This window comes from Dawidia cretensis, assembly GCF_018598175.1.
In the GTDB taxonomy this organism is placed as follows: Bacteria; Bacteroidota; Bacteroidia; order Cytophagales; family Cyclobacteriaceae; genus Ohtaekwangia; species Ohtaekwangia cretensis.
Map to the genome: position 1 here is coordinate 101,886 of NZ_JAHESE010000012.1, position 19,418 is coordinate 121,303.

The 19,418-nt window shown below is 52.2% G+C and carries 19 protein-coding genes; 16 read left to right on the forward strand and 3 right to left on the reverse strand.

Annotated elements, in window-relative coordinates; translation table 11 throughout:
• Positions 1–2 precede the first annotated feature (2 nt).
• From KK062_RS13895 to KK062_RS13905, 3 genes are read left to right on the forward strand one after another with little or no spacing between them, the layout of a single operon-like run.
• The gene (locus tag KK062_RS13895; RefSeq protein WP_317195778.1) at positions 3–353 is read left to right on the forward strand and encodes a hypothetical protein; all 351 of its coding nucleotides are present in this window, start codon (positions 3–5) and stop codon (positions 351–353) included.
• Positions 350–1,117: an MBL fold metallo-hydrolase gene (locus KK062_RS13900; RefSeq protein WP_254084908.1), complete on the forward strand. Its 768-nt coding sequence runs from the start codon at positions 350–352 to the stop codon at positions 1,115–1,117. The genes KK062_RS13895 and KK062_RS13900 overlap by 4 nt, the downstream gene beginning before the upstream one ends.
• A gap of 30 nt (positions 1,118–1,147) precedes the next feature.
• Entirely contained in the window at positions 1,148–2,713 is a 1,566-nt protein-coding gene (locus tag KK062_RS13905; protein ID WP_254084909.1) for an NFACT RNA binding domain-containing protein, read from the forward strand.
• A 77-nt stretch (positions 2,714–2,790) separates the two neighbouring features.
• Here KK062_RS13905 and pyk read toward each other — a convergent pair whose 3' ends face one another.
• Together pyk and KK062_RS13915 are read right to left on the reverse strand one after the other, a co-directional pair.
• Positions 2,791–4,221, reverse strand: coding sequence for a pyruvate kinase (pyk, locus tag KK062_RS13910; RefSeq protein ID WP_254084910.1), 1,431 nt, complete (start codon positions 4,219–4,221; stop codon positions 2,791–2,793).
• Between the two features lie 64 nt (positions 4,222–4,285).
• Positions 4,286–4,708: an IPExxxVDY family protein gene (locus KK062_RS13915; protein WP_254084911.1), complete on the reverse strand. Its 423-nt coding sequence runs from the start codon at positions 4,706–4,708 to the stop codon at positions 4,286–4,288.
• A gap of 115 nt (positions 4,709–4,823) precedes the next feature.
• On the opposite strand from KK062_RS13915, the gene KK062_RS13920 reads away from it, so the two are divergent.
• The 13 genes from KK062_RS13920 (at position 4,824) to KK062_RS13980 (ending at position 18,110) form a co-directional block, all read left to right on the forward strand.
• Positions 4,824–5,063 carry an acyl carrier protein gene (locus KK062_RS13920; RefSeq protein WP_025537672.1) on the forward strand — a complete coding sequence of 80 codons (240 nt, stop codon included), beginning with the start codon at positions 4,824–4,826 and terminating at the stop codon, positions 5,061–5,063.
• A 37-nt stretch (positions 5,064–5,100) separates the two neighbouring features.
• Complete coding sequence (gene fabF / locus KK062_RS13925) at positions 5,101–6,348, forward strand: beta-ketoacyl-ACP synthase II (RefSeq protein WP_254084912.1); 1,248 nt, start codon at positions 5,101–5,103, stop codon at positions 6,346–6,348.
• A 231-nt stretch (positions 6,349–6,579) separates the two neighbouring features.
• Positions 6,580–7,314 carry a ribonuclease III gene (gene rnc, locus KK062_RS13930; protein ID WP_254084913.1) on the forward strand — a complete coding sequence of 245 codons (735 nt, stop codon included), beginning with the start codon at positions 6,580–6,582 and terminating at the stop codon, positions 7,312–7,314.
• A 112-nt stretch (positions 7,315–7,426) separates the two neighbouring features.
• Positions 7,427–9,262 (forward strand): NAD(+) synthase, encoded by a 1,836-nt coding sequence (gene nadE / locus KK062_RS13935; protein ID WP_254084914.1) that lies wholly within the window; start codon positions 7,427–7,429, stop codon positions 9,260–9,262.
• A gap of 61 nt (positions 9,263–9,323) precedes the next feature.
• Positions 9,324–10,451: a prolipoprotein diacylglyceryl transferase gene (locus tag KK062_RS13940; RefSeq protein ID WP_254084915.1), complete on the forward strand. Its 1,128-nt coding sequence runs from the start codon at positions 9,324–9,326 to the stop codon at positions 10,449–10,451.
• Between the two features lie 56 nt (positions 10,452–10,507).
• Positions 10,508–11,962, forward strand: a complete 1,455-nt coding sequence (locus tag KK062_RS13945; protein WP_254084916.1) for a BamA/TamA family outer membrane protein — start codon at positions 10,508–10,510, stop codon at positions 11,960–11,962.
• Positions 11,963–12,035: 73 nt separating this feature from the next.
• Positions 12,036–12,929, forward strand: coding sequence for a 3-hydroxybutyryl-CoA dehydrogenase (locus KK062_RS13950; protein WP_254084917.1), 894 nt, complete (start codon positions 12,036–12,038; stop codon positions 12,927–12,929).
• Positions 12,930–13,258: 329 nt separating this feature from the next.
• Positions 13,259–13,909 (forward strand): protein-L-isoaspartate(D-aspartate) O-methyltransferase, encoded by a 651-nt coding sequence (locus KK062_RS13955; RefSeq protein WP_254084918.1) that lies wholly within the window; start codon positions 13,259–13,261, stop codon positions 13,907–13,909.
• A gap of 116 nt (positions 13,910–14,025) precedes the next feature.
• Positions 14,026–14,199: a hypothetical protein gene (locus KK062_RS13960; RefSeq protein WP_254084919.1), complete on the forward strand. Its 174-nt coding sequence runs from the start codon at positions 14,026–14,028 to the stop codon at positions 14,197–14,199.
• Entirely contained in the window at positions 14,168–14,647 is a 480-nt protein-coding gene (locus KK062_RS13965; RefSeq protein WP_254084920.1) for a DUF6169 family protein, read from the forward strand. Before KK062_RS13960 ends, KK062_RS13965 begins: the two co-directional genes overlap by 32 nt.
• Positions 14,648–14,702: 55 nt before the next feature.
• Positions 14,703–15,245, forward strand: coding sequence for a hypothetical protein (locus tag KK062_RS13970; protein ID WP_254084921.1), 543 nt, complete (start codon positions 14,703–14,705; stop codon positions 15,243–15,245).
• A 90-nt stretch (positions 15,246–15,335) separates the two neighbouring features.
• On the forward strand, positions 15,336–17,570 hold the full coding sequence (locus tag KK062_RS13975; RefSeq protein ID WP_254084922.1) for a CRTAC1 family protein: 2,235 nt from the start codon (positions 15,336–15,338) through the stop codon (positions 17,568–17,570).
• A gap of 120 nt (positions 17,571–17,690) precedes the next feature.
• Positions 17,691–18,110 carry a GtrA family protein gene (locus tag KK062_RS13980; protein WP_254084923.1) on the forward strand — a complete coding sequence of 140 codons (420 nt, stop codon included), beginning with the start codon at positions 17,691–17,693 and terminating at the stop codon, positions 18,108–18,110.
• On the opposite strand, the gene thrC is transcribed toward KK062_RS13980, so the two are convergent.
• Positions 18,107–19,411, reverse strand: a complete 1,305-nt coding sequence (thrC, locus tag KK062_RS13985) for a threonine synthase (protein ID WP_254084924.1) — start codon at positions 19,409–19,411, stop codon at positions 18,107–18,109. The genes KK062_RS13980 and thrC overlap by 4 nt on opposite strands.
• Between the last annotated feature and the right edge of the window lie 7 nt (positions 19,412–19,418).

Genomic DNA, 19,418 nt, shown 5'->3' on the forward strand with positions numbered 1-19,418 from the left:
CGATGATCAAATACACAACCCAGTTTCTGCTAAAAATGGAAGAGATGTTGACGGAGTCTGACTATACCCTGCGCTATGAGAAGGGCAATTTCAAGTCGGGCTACTGCGTGCTGAAAGACCAGAAGATCATGATCGTGAATAAGTTCTTTACCACAGAAGGAAAGATTAACGCGTTACTTGATATCCTCAAAAACACCACTCTCGACCCAACCAGGTTCTCCGACAAAAGCCGTAAGCTGCACGAGGAGTTAAACCTGCCGCAGGCTCAGGCAGAACAAGCTCCGGAGGAAACCCCGGAAGGCGAGCCGCAGGCACAAGCTTCGGAGGGAGAACAACAGACCACTGCCGCTTGAAAATAACGTTTCTAGGCACCGGCACTTCACAGGGTGTGCCCGTGATCGGCTGTACGTGTGACGTATGCCGCTCGCTGGACTACCGTGACAAGCGCTTGCGCACGGCCCTGCACATCGCCGTCGATGGCCAGAGCCTGGTGGTCGACACCGGCCCCGACTTTCGCCAGCAGATGCTGCGCGAGTATATCGAGCGCCTCGATGCCGTGCTCTTCACGCACGCTCACCGCGACCACACCGCCGGCCTGGACGACGTACGGGCTTACAATTTTTTACAAAATATGGACATGCCGGTATACGGCTCACAGGCCACGCTCGACCAGCTGGCCGTAGAGTATGCCTATGCCCTCTCCGGCCCGGCCTACCCCGGGATACCACGCCTCACGCTGCTGCCCATAAACGAAGATGCCTTTACCGTTAACGGCATCTCTATTCTGCCATTGCCTGTTATGCACTTGCGTATGCCGGTGTTTGGTTTTCGCATCGGCAATTTCAGCTATATCACGGACGCTAACTATATACCCGAAGAGACCTTCGAGCGGCTTCGGGGCACGGACGTACTTGTGCTGAATGCGTTGCAACGCGAGCACCATATATCGCACTTCAACCTGGGCGAAGCATTGGAAACTATTCAACGCATTGCACCCAGGCAAACGTACCTGACGCACATCAGCCACAAGCTGGGGCTCCATGGCGCGGTACAGCATGAGCTGCCTGCTTCTGTCGCGCTGGCCTACGACGGCCTTCAGATTGATATTGATTCGTAAGCCTATACCTGTCATTTTTATTCCAACCAGTTGCACAACAATTATTACTTTCTCGTCCCCCTTAGTCATGAGCTTGACTCGCTCTTGCGTGGCACTGTGATATCCGAGTGTTTCAGCCAGAACAAAGACGAACTTATCGTCCGATTTGAGACCCTTTCCGAGCCATTCTTTATCAAGGCTAGCCTGGAACCTGCGTTCTCGTGCCTTTCATTTCCTTCGAACTTTCATCGTGCACGCAAAAACAGCGTGGACCTGTTCCCGATTCTGATCGGCCAACGTGTCCTGGATGTGCACCCTTTTGAAAATGAGCGCAGCATAGCATTGGTGTTAAGTAACGACCTCACCTTGTTATTTAAAATGCACGCTAACCGCTCAAATGTATTGTTGTTTGAGCACGACACCGTGACCGCGCTCTTCCGCAATAACATGTCTGCCGATGAAGGTCTGCACCTCTCCACACTCAGCCGCACCATCGACTGGTCGGGTGAAGCATTCGTACAGCATCAGGGCAATCTTCGTGCACTTTACTTCACTTTTGGAAAAGTCACCTGGGAGTATCTCTCACAACGGGGTTTTGATACACAATCCCTGGACGGACGCTGGCAGTTGATTAAGATTGTTCGCGAGCAGTTGATGTTTCACCATTCCTACTTTATTGTGGAAGCAGACGGTATGGTCTACTTCTCGTTGCTGCCCGTGCCGGGTGCGCTCCGAAAATTTTCCAATCCACTCGAGGCCATTAACGAGTTTTTTCACACGTACACGCATCGGGCTGCGTTTGTACGCGAGCGGCAGGCGGCTATTGCTTCCTTGCGCGAAAAGCTGAAAGGCAGCGAGAACTATTATCAAAAAACTTTCGAGAAGCTCGCCGAAGTAGAGCGCGACACGAATTATAAAACATGGGCAGATCTGATCATGGCCTATATGCACACGTTACAGCCCGGACAGGAAACCGTCACGTTCCCCGACTTCTACAACGATCAGAACACTATTACCATCAAACTGAAAAAGGACCTGTCACCGCAAAAGAACGCGGAGGCTTTTTATCGCAAGGCCAAGAACCAGCACATCGAAATACAACGGCTGCAACAGTCGCTTGAGACCAAAGAAAAAGAAATGGCCCGGCTCAAGCAAGAGATTGCTACGCTGGAAGCGTCGACCGACTTGAAGACGGTGCGCGCAGAGGTGGGTCGCAATCCTGTCTTCGCTGTAAAAGAAAAGCAGCCAGTGCCCTTGCCCTACCACGAATTTATCTATCACGGCTTTAAGATCTGGGTGGGTAAAAATGCGCAAAGCAACGATACACTGACGCTGCGCTATGGCTACAAAGAAGACCTGTGGCTTCATGCCAAAGACGTACCGGGGTCGCATGTGTTGATTAAACACCAGGCGAATAAACCTTTCCCGAAAGACGTGATCGAACGCGCCGCCGAGCTGGCTGCCTATAACTCCAAACGTAAGACTGAAACGCTGTGCCCGGTTGTAGTCACACCGCGCAAGTATGTGCGCAAGCGCAAAGGCGATCCCGCGGGCGCCGTGGTGGTCGAGCGCGAAGAAGTGATTCTTGTCGTGCCCCGCCTGGAGGGCGAACATTAGATACTCCCCAACCGTAATCAAACAAAAGAGGCTGCCCCGTGCGGAGCAGCCTCTTGCGTGTATGGCGATCGTGATTCTTATTTCACGATGTTGATCTTGAGCGTGTTCGTGCGAGCTTTCTCCTGGATCGGCATGCTGGCCAATACAATGATGATGTCGCCTGTGGTCACGTGACCTTCGCGCTTCAATACTTCTTCCACGTCGGCAATGGTTTCGTCGGTTGAGTTCACCTTGTCGTAGAAGTAGGCTTGGGTGCCCCACACCAGGTTCATTTTGGTCAGTAGGGAAGCGTTGGATGTAAATACGAAGATATTAGCATTGGGACGGTAAGACGATGACTTGAAGGCTGTATAGCCTGACTGTGTCATGCCGACAATGGCTTTGGCGCCTACGTCTTTGGCCAGCTTACAGGCCGCCAGCACAAAGTTGTCGTGAATATGCGTAGCCGAATCTTTTTGTACTTCGCGGAAGCGGTAGTACGTATTGGGGCTCTTTTCAACCGACGCCACGGTGCGCACCATGGAGCGGATTACTTCGATGGGGAATCGACCTGCGGCGGTCTCGGCCGACAGCATTACGGCATCAGCGCCATCCATCACGGCATTGGCCACGTCGTTGGTTTCTGCACGTGTAGGACGTGGGTTTTCGATCATGCTTTCCATCATCTGGGTAGCAACGATCACGGGCTTGCCCACGCGGTTACACTTTTCTACCAGCATCTTTTGTACCATCGGTACTTCTTCCAGCCAGATCTCTACACCCAGGTCGCCACGGGCCACCATCACGGCGTCGGTCAGGTTGATGATCTCGTCGATGTTGCTGAGGGCTTCAGGCTTTTCGATCTTGGCAATGATGCGGGCAGAGGACTTGCGCTCGTCCAGAATTTCACGGAGTTGCTGGATATCAGAAGCTTTCCGTACAAACGACAGGGCGATCCAGTCTACGTCGTTGGTGATACCAAACTCAAGATCTTTCAGATCTTTTTCAGTCAGCGACGGGGCTGACACTTTTGTAAAGGGCAGATTGATGCCTTTGCGCGACTTCAGCGGACCGCCATAGACAACTTCTGTTATAACATCTCCACCGCGTACTTCTTTTACTTTCAGCTCGATCTTGCCGTCGTCTACCAGGATCGTGTCACCGGTTGCCACGTCGTTGGGGAGATTCTTGTACGAGGTGCTTACCAGCTCGCGGTTGCCCACCAGGTCACGCGTGGTAATGGTGAGTTCCTGTCCCGGCTCGATGATAATGCCGGGTTCCATTTCGTCGACACGGATTTTCGGGCCTTGCAGGTCTTGCAGCAAAGAGACTGTCGTACCCATCTCCTTGTTAATCTCACGCACGAACTGAATCACCTTGAGGTGATCTTCGTGCTTACCGTGTGAGAAGTTGAGGCGGAATACATCCACACCCTCTTTCACCAACGCACGCAGCATTTCTTTTGAGTTGGAAGCAGGGCCTACAGTGGCAACAATTTTAGTCTTGTTGTACGATACTTTTTCTAACATAGGTTAAAAGGAATATTTCTCTGGATATGGTGGTACTATGAGCGCTTCAGTGTGCATCCGATAATTAAAAGATAAAGTTTGATTTCGACTTCAGGCCTTCCATGGGAATAAATGCAGCGAACTGCACGGAGGGTATGGACTTGATCAACTCCAGCAACTGCGGATGGGCGTACTGATCTTTCATAGCTGCCAAAATTATAAAATCGAAGTGAGGAAATTCAGGGATTAGGAAATACTTTCCCGTATCGCCCTCCGATGGGCGGTTTTTGAACAGTTTCAAACGATTGATCTGGGTTTCAAAGGCATAAAAAGAAAAGCTCCTTTCGTCATTATTTTTGAAGCCAACGGCCAAATCGGGCTGTTTTATGAGTTGTATGTGCAGGGTCTGGTTCATGTCCCAGGCCAACTTGTAGCCTTTGGCAGCCGTGGTCAACCCCAGCAGATCGAAGTCATATTCATAGTCGATGACCAGCTTGCTTTTTTTCATTTTTTATACTATTGGTACTGTTTTTTACCCCCTTGGAGCGAGTTCAAAAAAGTTTGACAATATTGACGCAAATCTCTTTCTTTGCACAGATTTTTAAATCATAAACCTTAAAAACATGTCTGAAATTGCACAAAAAGTAAAACAGATCATCATCGAAAAACTTGGTGTTGAGGAATCTGAAGTTACTCCTGAGGCCAGCTTCACCAATGATCTGGGTGCTGACTCCCTCGATACTGTAGAGCTTATCATGGAGTTCGAAAAGGAATTCAACATCTCTATTCCAGACGATCAGGCTGAAAATATTTCTACTGTAGGCCAGGCCATTTCTTACCTGGAGCAAAACGTGAAGAAATAATTGACAACAGTCTTTCTACAACCACACCCCAATCAGCATGATATTAAAGCGAGTAGTCGTTACAGGACTTGGTGCACTCACACCCATCGGCAATACTCTACCCGAGTTCTGGGATGGACTAAAGAATGGTAAAAGCGGAGCTGCCCCGATTACGCGCTTTGATGCTAGTCTCTTTAAAACAAAGTTTGCCTGCGAAGTAAAGAACTTCGATGTCACAAACTTTATGGACCGGAAGGAGGCCCGCAAGATGGACCCCTTCACGCAGTATGCTATGGTGGCGGTAGACGAGGCTATAAAAGATGCCAACCTCCCGCTGGCTGAGCTCAATCCGAATCGCATTGGGGTGATTTGGGGCTCAGGTATCGGGGGGTTACTTACTTTTCAGGAGGAAGTAAAGGTATATACGAAGGGCGACGGAACGCCGCGCTTCAATCCTTTCTTCATTCCGAAGATGATCCCCGACTTGAGCGCGGGTCATATTTCTATTAAATACGGTTTCCGTGGCCCGAACTATGTCACGGTATCCGCATGCGCCTCTTCCACGAACGCCTTGTACGATGCTTTCACCTTCCTGCGTTTAGGCAAGGCTGACATCATTGTATCGGGTGGATCGGAAGCGGCCGTATGCGAGGCCGGCGTCGGCGGGTTTAACGCGTTGAAGGCTCTTTCCGAGCGCAACGACTCGCCCGAAACGGCTTCACGCCCCTACGACAAAAACCGCGATGGCTTTGTACTGGGCGAAGGCGCGGGTGCGCTGATCCTGGAAGAGTACGAGCACGCCAAAAAACGCGGTGCCAAGATTTATGCCGAGGTGATCGGTGGTGGCATGTCGTCAGACGCTTACCACATTACGGCGCCACACCCCGATGGGGCCGGTATCATCCAGGTAATGCTCAACGCGCTGGAGGACGCCGAGATCACGGCCGAGCAGATCGACTATGTCAATACCCATGGTACATCGACCCCCCTGGGCGATATTGGCGAGATTCGTGCCATCCAGAAAGTATTCGGTGAGCACGCCTACAATCTGAACATCAGCTCGACAAAGTCGATGACGGGTCACTTGCTGGGTGCCGCCGGTGCGATCGAGAGCATCGCGTGTATCATGGCGATTAACCATTCCATCATTCCGCCGACCATCAACCACTTCGAGGACGATCCGGAGCTTGATCCCAAGCTCAACATGACATTCAACAAAGCACAAGAGCGCCCCGTGAATATTGCCTTGAGCAATACCTTCGGTTTTGGAGGCCACAATTTCTCGGTGCTTTTCAAGAAGATCTGATCACCGGAGATTCCGACTGTATATCCCTGAGGTTTTCTGCCCGTCACGCGTGCGGCAGATATTGGCATGGCTTTTTAGAAGCAGCATAACATCTTGCGGTATAGTGCCGGTTGCCGGTCTATTCACACACCTGGCGAGTATACAACCACACGGACTTCGGCAGTAGCATTGACCATCGTGCATATTCTTACTACATTAGCATCCGGACAAAAAAATGAACTGACATAAACCTTGGTCTGGAAAATCCTTAAGCTTCCGAAAGGAAAAACGACGAGCGACAAGAAGTTAGTCAGCGCAATACAAAACATTGCGGGCTTTACTCCTTCCAATCTTGAACTTTATCGTCTCGCAACGGTTCACAGCTCTATTGCGAAAGAAAATGGACAGGGTTATAAAGAATCGAACGAGCGTCTCGAATACCTCGGCGACGCGATTCTCGGCGCAGCCGTAGCCGATTTCCTCTTCAAAAAATTCCCCTTCCGCTCGGAAGGCTTCCTGACGGAAATCCGCTCGCGCATTGTAAACCGCGAGACACTCAACCTGCTCGCCCGCAAGATCGGCGTGGGCAACATCGTACAGTACGACCAAAAGAACGCGCACCTGCAGCAGGTCATCCTGGGCAACACGCTCGAAGCGATCGTCGGCGCCATCTATCTCGACAAAGGTTACCTGCGCACCAAGAAGTTTGTGATCGACAAACTCATCGGGCCCAATTACGACCTGGAGGAGCTTGTAAACTCTAACTCAAACTTCAAGAGCAAGATTATCGAGTGGGCACAACGCGAAGGCAAGGACGTACGGTTCGAAATCCTCAATGTGAAGAAGGGTAAAAACCACAAGGAATTTACCGCGCAGGTGATTGTCGACAATGAGCCCCAGGGCACGGGCTATGGCAACAGCAAGAAGAAGGCCGAGCAGGATGCTGCCTTTAAAACGTGTGAAATGCTCAACCTGCTGACCCCCTAATCGCCGCTCCCCTCCCCTTCCGACGATTCCTCCTTTTCCGCGAACTTGACCGGTAATTTAATTGTCTGTAGAATGCAGCGCAGTTCACACAAACGCGTTTGATCCCATCGTCATGAAAATAGCCGGCGCTACCGTAAACCAGGTCCCGATGGACTGGGACAACAACACCCGGAACATTATCGATGCCATCGAAGAAGCCCGCCACCAGCAGGTCGCTATACTCTGCCTGCCCGAATTAAGTGTCACGGGCTATGGGTGTGAGGACCTTTTTCTCAGCGATTGGCTGGCGGAGAAAGCCTGGGAGGAAGTGCTGCGGATACGCGCGCACTGCGCCGGTATTACCGTGAGTGTGGGCTTGCCCGTGCGTATCGCCGGCATCACGTACAACGGTGCCTGCGTTATCAGCGATGGTAAAATTGTCGGGGTTACGTTCAAGCAAAACCTGGCGCGCGACGGCGTACACTACGAGCCACGTTGGTTTGATGCATGGCCGGCACACAAAGTTGTCACGCTGGAACGAGGCGATGAATCTATTCCGGCGGGCGACCTAATCTACGATGTGGCCGGTATCAAGATGGGTTTTGAGATCTGTGAAGATGGTTGGCGCAAAGACCTTCGGCCTGGCTACCGGCTGCGCGACCGTGGCGTGGACCTGATCTTAAACCCCAGTGCCAGTCACTTCGCCATGGGCAAAAGCACCGTGCGCGAACGCGATGTAGTACAAGAGGGCTCATCGCTGTTTGCCTGCGCCTATCTCTTTACCAACCTGCTGGGCAACGAAGCCGGCCGTATGATCTACGACGGCGACATCATCCTGGCACAACACGGCCGCCTGCTGGCCGTCAATAAACGATTTTCCTTTCAACGCTTTAATATCCTCGCCTGCGATGTAAACTTCCGGCAGCCCGAGGCGAGCGAAGTTATACCTTCCGCCGACACGAAAGACCGGAACGAAGAGCTGGCCCGCGCCGTGGCGTTGGCGCTCTTCGACTATGCGCGCAAAAGTCGCGCAAACGGTTTTGTTCTCTCGCTTAGCGGGGGTGCCGACTCTTCCGTCTGTGCCGTCTTTGTGGCTGAGATGGTAAAACGCGGCCGCGCCGAACTGGGCCCGGATACTTTTGCGCAGCGGCTAGGCCTGGGTGCGGTGGATGCTTCCTGGCAACAAACGGTGGGCCGCCTGCTTACGTGCGCGTACCAGGGCACGCGTAACTCTTCCACGAATACGTTCGATGCTGCACGCCTGCTGGCCGAATCGTTGGGCGCTGTATTTCACTCCTGGACCATCGACGATACCGTCGTGGCTTATACACAGAAGATCGAGGAGGCGATTGGCCGCACGCTGACCTGGGAGCAAGACGATATTACATTACAAAACGTGCAGGCGCGCACGCGTTCACCCATTATCTGGATGCTGGCCAATATACATCGCGCCGTGTTGCTGACAACCTCCAATCGCAGCGAGGGCGACGTGGGGTATGCCACCATGGATGGCGACACCAGCGGCAGCCTGGCGCCTATTGCGGGGCTCAGCAAGGTGTTTGTACTGCAATGGCTACGGTGGGCACAAGATACGTTGGGACACGACGGCCTGCAGGCCGTTAACAACCTACAGCCTACAGCCGAGCTACGCCCCCCCGAACGCTACCAAACCGACGAGGCCGACCTCATGCCCTATTCCATCCTGGCGGAAATTGAGCGCTGGGCAATACAGGAACGAAAGTCGCCGGTAGAGGTGTACCATCGCCTGCAACACACCGGCGAACCGGCACAGGTAAAAGCCTGGATCACCAAGTTCTTTCGCCTGTGGTCGATCAACCAATGGAAGCGCGAGCGCATTGCACCTGCTTTCCACCTCGACGACATCAATGTAGACCCGCGTACATGGTGCCGGTTTCCCATCTTGTCGTCAGGATTCGCCCGCGAATTACACGAACTGGAACACGCATAAAAACTGCACACCATCTACGGCAACCTCTGGTCTGTAGACAATTAACACTATATTTGCCCTCATGGCTACACTGAGTTACATTATCTGGAATGGCAATCCCGAGATCTTTTCTGTCGGTTCATTTGCACTTCGTTGGTATGGATTATTCTTCGCGCTGGGCTTTTTGATCAGCCAGCAGATCCTGTATTATATGTTCCGCAAAGAAGGCAAACCGGAGAAGGATGTCGACACGCTGACCATTTACATGATCGTGGCCACGATTATCGGCGCCCGCCTGGGTCACGTGCTGTTTTATCAGCCGGAAATCATCTGGCAGGAGCCGCTCAGTATTTTCCTGCCCTTTGAGTTCAGTCCGTTCAAATTTACCGGTCTGCAAGGCCTTGCCAGCCACGGTGGCGCCATTGGTATTTTGTTTGCCCTGTGGCTCTACAGCCGCAAGCGCAAGCCTGGACAGAATTATTTTCAGATCCTCGACCGCATTGTGATTCTGGTAGCCTTAACCGGTGCGTTGATCCGCCTCGGGAACTTCTTTAATTCCGAAATTATCGGTACCCCTACCGACAAGCCCTGGGGCATTGTGTTCACCGGGCGCCTGACCGAGTCGTTGAAGGACGACCGGATTGATCCCGACCACATCGTCAAAGACATGGTGTATGTGCAGAACGACTCGCTGCCCGCCGGCGAGAACGGCCGCAAGCCCATCACGATTTACATCTTCTTCAAGCCGCATGCGACCGAAGCCCAGGCGGCCGGACTGCTAAACGACCGTGTCGTACCCCTGCTTAGCGAACGATTGTACGAATACTTTGACGAAACACCACAGTTGCGCCTGGACTATAAGATCGCCAAACCCGACGCCGAGGGCTTTGTGGCCAAGATCAACACCGTGGGCATCGCACGTCACCCGGGCCAGCTCTATGAAGCCATTTCGTGTGTGATCCTGTTCCTCGTGCTGTTCGCCATCTGGAACCGCCACCGTCAGCATCTGGTCACGGGGCGCATCTTTGGGATCTTCCTGGTGTGGTGTTTCGGTATGCGGATCGTAATCGAGTTCCTGAAAGAAAATCAGGAGGCATTCGAGGATAGATTGCCCATCAACATGGGCCAAATTCTGAGTATTCCGCTGGTGGTTGCCGGAATTATCATTCTAATCTACACCAGTCGAAAAAAGGAACCGAAAAACACCTGATATTTAGAAAAGTAGCGTTAAACTTGTCGTACGGGCAGGTGTCTTAGCGCTACGAAATGTTGGCATTTATCTTCGGTTTGTTTAGTCTTTTTCCGTTGGGAAAAGACCGTCAGGATACGGTTGCTTTACCGGCAGCGGATTCCGTGATTCGTCCTGTCCACACCCGGCAGTTGCCGGACAGCGCGGGCCGTTTCCTGCAGATCAATCGCATCTTTATTGTCGGCAACCGTATTACACGTGATCCCATCGTACTGCGCGAGCTGTCGCTTAAACCTGGCGACTATGTCTTCAGCCGGGAATTGCCCAGCATGCTGGAGCTCGACAAAAAGAAACTCATCAACACCCGGTTGTTCAATACCGTCGAGATCCGTGCGCTGGAGTATGATCCCAACCATGTCGACCTGCTTGTGGATGTGAACGAGCGATGGTATACATTTCCTTCTCCGATCTTCGAGCTGGCCGACCGCAACTTTAACGAGTGGTGGCAGAACTATAACCACGACTTCAGCCGTGTGAACTATGGTTTACGTTTGTATCAATACAACATGCGGGGCCGCAACGAAACGCTGCGCTTTACTACGCAGCTCGGCTTTACGCGCCGGTTCAATTTATCGTATCGCATTCCCTACATTGACCGCAAGCAGCGGCAGGGGCTCATGATCGACCTGGACTTTGCGCAAGCCAAGAACCTGGCCTATCAGACACTGCGCCACAAGATGGTCTTTCTCGAATCCGAACGTGTCTTGCGCACGGTGCGGAGTGGCGGCCTGACCTATACCTATCGGCCGTCCTTTTACCAGTCGCATGGCTTCTCTGTATCGTATAAAAGCGTCAGCATTAACGACACGATCATGAGCCTGAACCCGAACTACCTGGGAGAAGGAAACCGCATGCAGCAGTACGGCACGATCACGTATCAATTCACCACCGATCACCGCGACTATGTTGGTTATCCGCTGCGCGGCTATTACCTGAACGTAGCTGCCTCGCAGAACGGCATTATGAAGAACGACGACATCGATAAGTTTGAAGCGAGCTTAACGGCAACGGGCTTTTTTGATATGGGTAAGAATTACTTCTTATCAAACAACGTCGTGGGCTTTTGGAGCCGTCCCGACGATCTGCCATACTACAACTACAGCGCGTTGGGGTATCAAAAGCAAGTGATTCGCGGCTATGAAATATATGTGATCGAAGGGCCTCGCTTTTTGCTCAACAAAACCACCTTCAAAAAGCGTCTCTTCGCACGCACCTATCATATGAAGGCAGTACCTATTCCGCAATTCCGGCACATACCGTTAGCGATATACCTCAAGGCGTATGGTGACGTGGGCTATGTGCACAACTACAACAACTATACGCTCAGCAATCAGCTCACCGGCAGGCTGCTGTCGGGTGGCGGCATGGGTATCGACATTGTGGGCTCATACGATACGGTATTTCGTTTTGAATACACCTATAATGCCGAGGGGGTCAGTGGTTTGTTCTTCAACCTGAAGAAAGAATTCTAGCGCATGCGGCGGTTTCTCTACGTGCCGTGAAATCCTATCTTTGCGCCCAACTCATTAACCCGAAAAAACCATCATGAAAAACATTGCAGTTATCGGTTCCGGCACCATGGGCAATGGCATTGCACATGCCTTTGCACAACATGGCTACCACGTTACCCTCATCGACATTGCTGCCGAGGCGTTGAAGAAAGCAATTGCAACGATCGAAAAGAATCTGGGCCGCCAGGTCGAGAAAGGCACGGTCACCGAGGCATCAAAAACAGAAGCGCTCGCACGCATCACAACGTCGACCGATATTGCCGCCGGGGTGCAACGTGCAGACCTTGTTGTCGAAGCTGCTACCGAAAATATCGACCTCAAACTGAAGATCTTTCAAGACCTGGATGCGGCTGCACCGGCACATACCATCCTTGCTACCAATACATCGTCCATTTCGATCACACGCATCGCGGCGGCCACCAAGCGGCCTGAGAAAGTGATCGGCATGCACTTTATGAATCCGGTACCCGTAATGAAGCTCGTGGAAGTAATTCGCGGCTACAGCACCAGCGACGAGACAACACATACTATCATGGAGCTGTCGGGCAAACTCGAAAAGACGCCGGTGGAAGTTAATGACTACCCGGGCTTTGTTGCCAACCGTATCTTAATGCCTATGATTAACGAGGCGATCGCCTCGCTGTATGAAGGCGTCGCGGGCGTGGAGGAGATTGACACGGTGATGCGGCTCGGCATGGCCCATCCGATGGGGCCGCTGCAACTGGCGGATTTTATCGGGCTGGATGTATGCTTATCTATTCTTCGGGTGCTGCACGACGGGTTTGGCAATCCGCGGTATGCTCCTTGCCCCCTGCTGGTCAACATGGTCCAGGCTGGGCATAAAGGGGTAAAATCGGGACAGGGGTTTTATACGTATACGCCTGGAAATAAGGAACTTAAGCCGTCGGCACGGTTTCAAAAGGCCTGATGGGCCTAAAAGTGAAAGGCCAGCGATGTAACCGTCGCTGGCCTTTATTTACACTGCTCACCTGTCCCTTTTTGAGACAGGACACTGTGAAACGCTATGGCAAAAAGCTTATCACTGTGTGGAGAGGATTTAAAGTAAGGTCAAAGCCGCGACTTTTCCTAAGGTTTTTTTTGAACTTTGACAGGCCCAATAAATTTCGATTTTTAGGCGGTTTTTTGACCATGGAAAATGTAAAACCAAACTTCAAGCAACTGATTATAAGATGGTTATATCTTATCAACAATCGATCCACATTTAATCCACAAGAGCATAAATTCTGTTGAAAAATCATGAAGGAAGACAATTATAAGCACCAGGGATTGCGCAATAAGCTCGTTAAAAAACTAGCGGAAAAGGGCATTAAAGACGACCGCGTTCTGTCCGCTATTGGGAAGGTGCCGCGACATTTCTTCTTTGAAAGCGCCTTGTTGGATCATGCCTATCAGGATAAGGCATTTCCGATCGGTGAAGGCCAGACGATCTCCCAACCGTATACGGTTGCCTTTCAATCGGAGAAGCTCGAGATCAAACCCGGCGACAAAGTGCTGGAGATCGGCACTGGTTCGGGGTATCAGGCTTGTATCCTGCTGGAGCTCGGTGCTAAGGTGTATACAATCGAATACAACCGCGTGCTTTTTGAACGCACACGCGACTTTTTACCGACAATCGGTTATAAGCCCCATTTCTTTCATGGCGATGGCTCGAAGGGTTTGCCCGTAAAAGCTCCTTTCGACAAGATCATTGTTACCGCCGGCGCACCTATTGTGCCCGATGCATTAACCAGCCAGCTGAAGGAAGGCGGCATACTTGTGATACCCGTTGGCGATCGTACACGGCAGCTTATGCTGCGCATCCGCAAGAAGGACGGCAAGCTGATACGCGAAGAGTTCGACGACTTTGCATTTGTACCACTGTTGGGTGCGCAGGGCTGGGGTAAATAGATTTCCCAGGCTCGGAATCTTTTTTGGGGAAACCTTCAACATTTCTGTGCTTTTATATTGAGGACTCACAGAAATTTTCGTTGTTTGGGGATAACTAATATAGTTGTCTAAACCATATGAAAAACGACTTTAACAAACCCAGCAAAGGCACTTCCAGGGGTGCGGCCATCTTCCAGAAAATGCTGGAAGATAAAAACGCCATTCGAGCACACATTCAAAACGGCGGCCGGATTTCTGACCTGAAAGATCGTTACACCTTTGTTAAGCCCCTATCTATTACTGGAGCGTGATGAGTATTCGTTCGAGTTTTTTACGGACCATGGATTACGGTACGTCATTTACTTCGTCGATTATTCTGCTCAGTTCGCTGACTACCCGGTCCTGATCGGACGTGTTTTCAAGTTTAACATCGAGGTAGTCGACGGTGATCCCACTACATCGCCGGGTGACGAACGTATTGCTCTAACTGTCCTAAGCGTCTTCCGCGCTTTCTTTTTGCGGGAAACGAATGTGATCGTCTATGTATGCGACAGTCTTGATAACCGTCACCTGGCGCGTAGACGAAAATTCGAAAGCTGGTTTAGCCGGTATAATGACGGTACATTGATGAAGGTGGATAACGTGGCTGTCATTGATGGAACGGAGATTCACAACTCCATTATTTTGCACATGCGTAACGAAAGCCGGGAGCACATCTTATTGGCCTACGAGGACCTGAACAGAAGCGTTGAGAAGTAATCCGGAATCTCATGTCTTGTTTTTGATAGTATAAAGGGTATATTCGATAACCCAAATGAAAAGACCGATAGCCACTATATTGCTCATGCTCTTCCTGTTCAATACCCTGGGCTATTATGGTCTCTATCCTTTGCTGCGGCTACACACTACGCATGTATTAAATCAGCGCGTGGATGCTGGCGCATATGATCGCCGCGAAACGGTTGTCATCAAGCTCCCACTTTCCCTGCCTTATCTGCTGGCAGGACAGGGTGAAGACCACCGCCTGCGCGGTTCGCTGCGGTACGAGGGGCAATTATATACGCTGGTGAGCCAACACATCGAAGCCGATACGCTTTATGTTGTCTGCCTGCCCAATCGCGCGGAGCATCGCGCCGCTTCCCTCCTCGCCCGTTTTGCCGATCCTACGCATACACTGGCAGCACCGCTGAAAGCTCCGAAGCTATCAGACAACCTGGCCCACGACTATACACTCGCACCTATTCTGACTTTCACTCCCGGACACGCACTACAAATACATCGTTACGCTATAACCTATACCACGCACTGGTGCCCACCGGCGCAACGCGTCATAACCCCGCCGCCCGAACGGGCCTGATCCCCCTGCTATACTTCTTTATTTTGCGGCAGCAGCCTGTGCAGGCTTTGTTGCCGTGTGACCTGTTATACTGTACCCTAACACACCTAAATGAAAACCTTTATCCCTGCGTTGTGCCGCATGGCCGCGCTGTTAATACTGGCTACGGCTTGCCAGCACAAGCCGACATGCCATGAAGAAATGCTGGCCATCCTCAAAAAAAAGCGTACTGAGCAGTTCGGCGCACGTAACCAATATGTACCCGAAGCGAAGCTGCAGTTTATGGACTCGCTGCTGGCGCTGCCGCACAGCACACCGGCACAGATTGCCTACTGCCAATACCTGAAGGCTAACATCCTGCTGGAGATTGGCGAGGAGGAAAAAGCCGTAGCATTATTCGAACCCCTGCTGAAAGACGCCAACCCTTACCAACAAGATAAAATACGCAAAGACCTGGCCCTTGCTTACCTGCGTCTGGGCGAGCGATCCAACTGTATCGAAGGACATGCGGCGGCCTCGTGCGTACTACCGATCCGTGGGCTGGGCGTGCACCGTGACATGGTGGGTTCGCGCAAGGCTATTCCCCTATACGAAGAAACACTGCGGCAGCACCCGGAAGACCTGGAGTCGCGCTGGCTGCTGAACCTGGCTTATATGACATTGGGAGAATACCCCGAACGTGTGCCGCCTGAATTTTATATACCCGGCATGGAAGGCGACACCACCTACCGGGTAAACGCGTTTGAAGATATTGCCGGCGGCCTGGGCATGGCTACCTGCGACATGGCGGGGGGCAGTATTACAGAAGATTTTGACAACGACGGCTACCTGGACCTGGTCACTTCCGGCTGGGGGCTGGACGAAGAAATGCATTATTTTCACAACAATACCGACGGCACGTTTGCTGACTGGTCGCATAGGGCCGGTCTGGATGGTCTTACAGGCGGTTTAAACATGGTTCAGGCCGATTATAATAATGATGGCCTCCGCGACATACTTGTGCTTCGTGGAGCCTGGAAAGGCGAATACGGGCATGAGCCTAACTCGCTGCTAAAAAACAATGGTGACGGTACCTTTACCGATGTTACCACCCGTGCCGGACTGCTCTCCTTTCACCCCACCCAGACGGCGACCTGGAATGACTTTAACAACGACGGCTGGCTGGACCTGTTCATTGGAAATGAGACCGACCATCAGGGCTACAACGTTCAGCATCCCTGCGAGCTGTACATCAACAACCAGGACGGCACGTTTCGCGAGGTGGCACACCTTGCGAAGTGCGATTACCGGTTTTATGTCAAGGCTGTTGCCTCGGGCGATTTTGACAACGATGGTTTAATCGATTTGTTTTTCTCCTGCATGGATGGCGTACGCAAACTCTTACGCAACAAAGGCGTCCAGGGCAAAGAGGTGGTGTTTGAAGATGTTTCCGCAAAGGCCGGGTTCGACCGCGAGCACGGCAAGACTTTTCCGACGTGGTTCTTTGACTATGACAACGACGGTTGGCTCGACGTTTTTGTCTGTGACTATACCTTCTCGCAGTCACTCGCGTATTATACCGCGGCCGAGAAGCTGGGCATTCCCGCCGGCAACCCCGAAAAGATGCTGCTGTATCACAACAACCACGACGGCACGTTTACCAACGTGGCTCCGGCTATGGGCCTGACCGGCAACGTATTCGCCATGGGCTCTAACTTCGGCGACATCGACAACGACGGTTACCTGGACATGTACCTGGGCTCGGGCAACCCCAATTACCAGTCGCTGGTGCCGAACAAAATGTTTAAGAATCTGGGTGGGAAAAAATTCGCAGATGTTACTGCGTCGGCCCGTGTGGGACACTTGCAAAAAGGCCATGGTGTATCGTTTGCCGATATGGACAACGACGGCGACCAGGACATACACATCGAAATGGGGGGCGCCTTTATCGGCGATGCTTATCCGAATTCGTTCTTTCTGAATCCGGGACAAGGCAACAACCACTGGATTACGATTCTGCTTACAGGCACGCACGCCAACCGCGATGCGATCGGCTCGCGGCTCAAGATCACCTGTACCGAAAACGGTGTGCGCCGTACCCTCTATCGCGACGTGAACAGCGGCGGTAGCTTTGGCGCATCGCCCTTGCGCCGTGAGATTGGCCTGGGCCAGGCCACCACCATCGACGAGCTCGAGATCACCTGGCGTGGCAGCGGCACCGTACAAAAATTCACCAATCTTCGCGCCGATCAGTTTATCCGCATTACAGAAGATAGCGACAAGGTTGAACCTATAAACCTGAAAACCATTACATGGACTTTGCCCAACCGGATTTGCGAACCGCAAACATTGGCCTATAACCGCTAAGCGGACTACGCGGTACCTAGGGGACCACCTGCTTGTGAACAGCAGGTGGTCCGCTGACGGCCGTCGGTATTCCCAAATTAAAATCGTTTCTTTGTGGTTTCGTATTTTGAAAAAACCATTATGGAAGCCTTGCGTCGACTGCTCAAAGCAGAGTTTACCCGTTTCGTAATCGTCGGTGGTATCTCCGCCGTGCTTGAGTACTCTCTCTACTTTGCATTCAAAAACATTACCGACTATCGCGTGGCCAATGTGCTGGCCTTTATCCTGACCAATGTCGTCACGTACGTCCTGACGAAGCGGTATGTATTCACCGCCGCAACGCAAACGAACAGAGTCTACGAAGCCACGCTGTTTGCCGTTTGCCTGGCCGGCGCGTTGGCCGTGAACACGGCCGTGCTGTGGGCACTTGTCGAATTTGCGTCGATGGACGACAAGATCGCCAAGGCCCTCGCCATTGCCGTGGCCGTGGTCTGGAATTTCTTTACCCGCAAGTACATCGTCTTCCGCAACCGGGACGTGGCGCAGCAAACCGGTAATTAGAGATTTCCCTGCAGATAAGCTTTGAACGACGGGAAGTCCGATTTCATCGGCACACTGCGTTTCGACAGCTGCAAGAACTTTTGCAATGCCGGTGGTATGGCGATCGGCTCTTCCAGCGTTTCGTCGACCACTTCCTTAAACTTGGCAGGGTGTGCCGTCTCGAGAAAAATGCCCGTTACTTCGTCAGTCGTTTCGTGCAGGTAGTGCTGCAAGCCCAGGTAGCCAATGGCACCGTGCGGATCCAGTACATAGCCTGCTGACGCTTTTACCAGTCGCATTGCCGCGCGGGTCTCGTCGTCGGTAAAGGCATAGCCTTTGATCAATGCCGACAGCGCCTGATAGTCATGTCCCAGGAGCTCCAATATACGTGGGAAGTTGCTCGGGTTGCCAACGTCCATGGCATTGCTAATGGTCTGTTGCGACGGACGTGGTGTAAACACTTGTGTTTTGAGATACGCCGGCACCACATCATTTACATTGGTGGTTGCCACGAAGGCGTGAATGGGCAAGCCCATCGCCCGCGCCAGTAAGCCTCCGGTAATATTGCCGAAGTTGCCGCTTGGTACGGAGAACACCACGGGCCGTCCGAGGTGCTGCACCCGTGCGTATGCATAGAAGTAATAAAACGACTGCGGTATGAGTCGCGCAATGTTGATCGAGTTGGCGGAGGTCAGGAAGTATTTTTTCTTCAGGTCCTCGTCGAGGAATGCTTGTTTTACCAGGCGCTGGCAATCATCAAACGTGCCGTCTACTTCCAGGGCTGTGATGTTCTGACCCAGGGTCGTGAACTGCTTTTCCTGGATGTCGCTTACTTTACCCGAAGGATATAATACAATTACCCGTGTGCCTTGTACACCGAGGAAGCCGTTCGCTACGGCACTGCCGGTATCGCCCGATGTGGCGACGAGTATAACAATTTCTTGTTTCTGGCTGCGGGCAAAGTACCCCAGCAGCTGCGACATAAAGCGCGCGCCAAAATCTTTAAAGGCCAATGTAGGACCGTGGAAAAGCTCCAGGGCGTAAAGGTGGTCATCTACCTCTACTACAGGAGCATCAAACTGAATGGTGTGGTCTACGATGCGGCGCAGCTCGTCGGCCGGCACGTCGTCGCCCACCAGGTTTTGGGCCACGGCAAAGGCGATGTCGGCAAACGACATGGACGGAAGCGCGGCAAAGAAGTCGGGCGGCAACGTGGGAATACGCTCGGGCATATAGAGACCGTTGTCGGGTGCCAGACCTTGTGTGACGGCCGTGCGCAGGTCGACCTGCAGCGCTTTGTTATTGGTACTGTAGAATTTCATTGTCTGG

Bases quoted from the DNA above. Each gene is read 5' to 3' on its own strand.
- KK062_RS13975 (WP_254084922.1), top strand. From the start codon at position 15,336: ATGAAAACCTTTATCCCTGCGTTGTGCCGCATGGCCGCGCTGTTAATA.
- KK062_RS13955 (WP_254084918.1), top strand. From the start codon at position 13,259: ATGAAGGAAGACAATTATAAGCACCAGGGATTGCGCAATAAGCTCGTT.
- KK062_RS13915 (WP_254084911.1), bottom strand. From the start codon at position 4,708: ATGAAAAAAAGCAAGCTGGTCATCGACTATGAATATGACTTCGATCTG.
- KK062_RS13895 (WP_317195778.1), top strand. From the start codon at position 3: ATGATCAAATACACAACCCAGTTTCTGCTAAAAATGGAAGAGATGTTG.
- KK062_RS13920 (WP_025537672.1), top strand. From the start codon at position 4,824: ATGTCTGAAATTGCACAAAAAGTAAAACAGATCATCATCGAAAAACTT.
- pyk (WP_254084910.1), bottom strand. From the start codon at position 4,221: ATGTTAGAAAAAGTATCGTACAACAAGACTAAAATTGTTGCCACTGTA.
- KK062_RS13940 (WP_254084915.1), top strand. From the start codon at position 9,324: ATGGCTACACTGAGTTACATTATCTGGAATGGCAATCCCGAGATCTTT.
- KK062_RS13970 (WP_254084921.1), top strand. From the start codon at position 14,703: ATGAAAAGACCGATAGCCACTATATTGCTCATGCTCTTCCTGTTCAAT.
- KK062_RS13960 (WP_254084919.1), top strand. From the start codon at position 14,026: ATGAAAAACGACTTTAACAAACCCAGCAAAGGCACTTCCAGGGGTGCG.
- KK062_RS13945 (WP_254084916.1), top strand. From the start codon at position 10,508: ATGTTGGCATTTATCTTCGGTTTGTTTAGTCTTTTTCCGTTGGGAAAA.
- KK062_RS13980 (WP_254084923.1), top strand. From the start codon at position 17,691: ATGGAAGCCTTGCGTCGACTGCTCAAAGCAGAGTTTACCCGTTTCGTA.
- KK062_RS13950 (WP_254084917.1), top strand. From the start codon at position 12,036: ATGAAAAACATTGCAGTTATCGGTTCCGGCACCATGGGCAATGGCATT.
- fabF (WP_254084912.1), top strand. From the start codon at position 5,101: ATGATATTAAAGCGAGTAGTCGTTACAGGACTTGGTGCACTCACACCC.
- nadE (WP_254084914.1), top strand. From the start codon at position 7,427: ATGAAAATAGCCGGCGCTACCGTAAACCAGGTCCCGATGGACTGGGAC.
- thrC (WP_254084924.1), bottom strand. From the start codon at position 19,411: ATGAAATTCTACAGTACCAATAACAAAGCGCTGCAGGTCGACCTGCGC.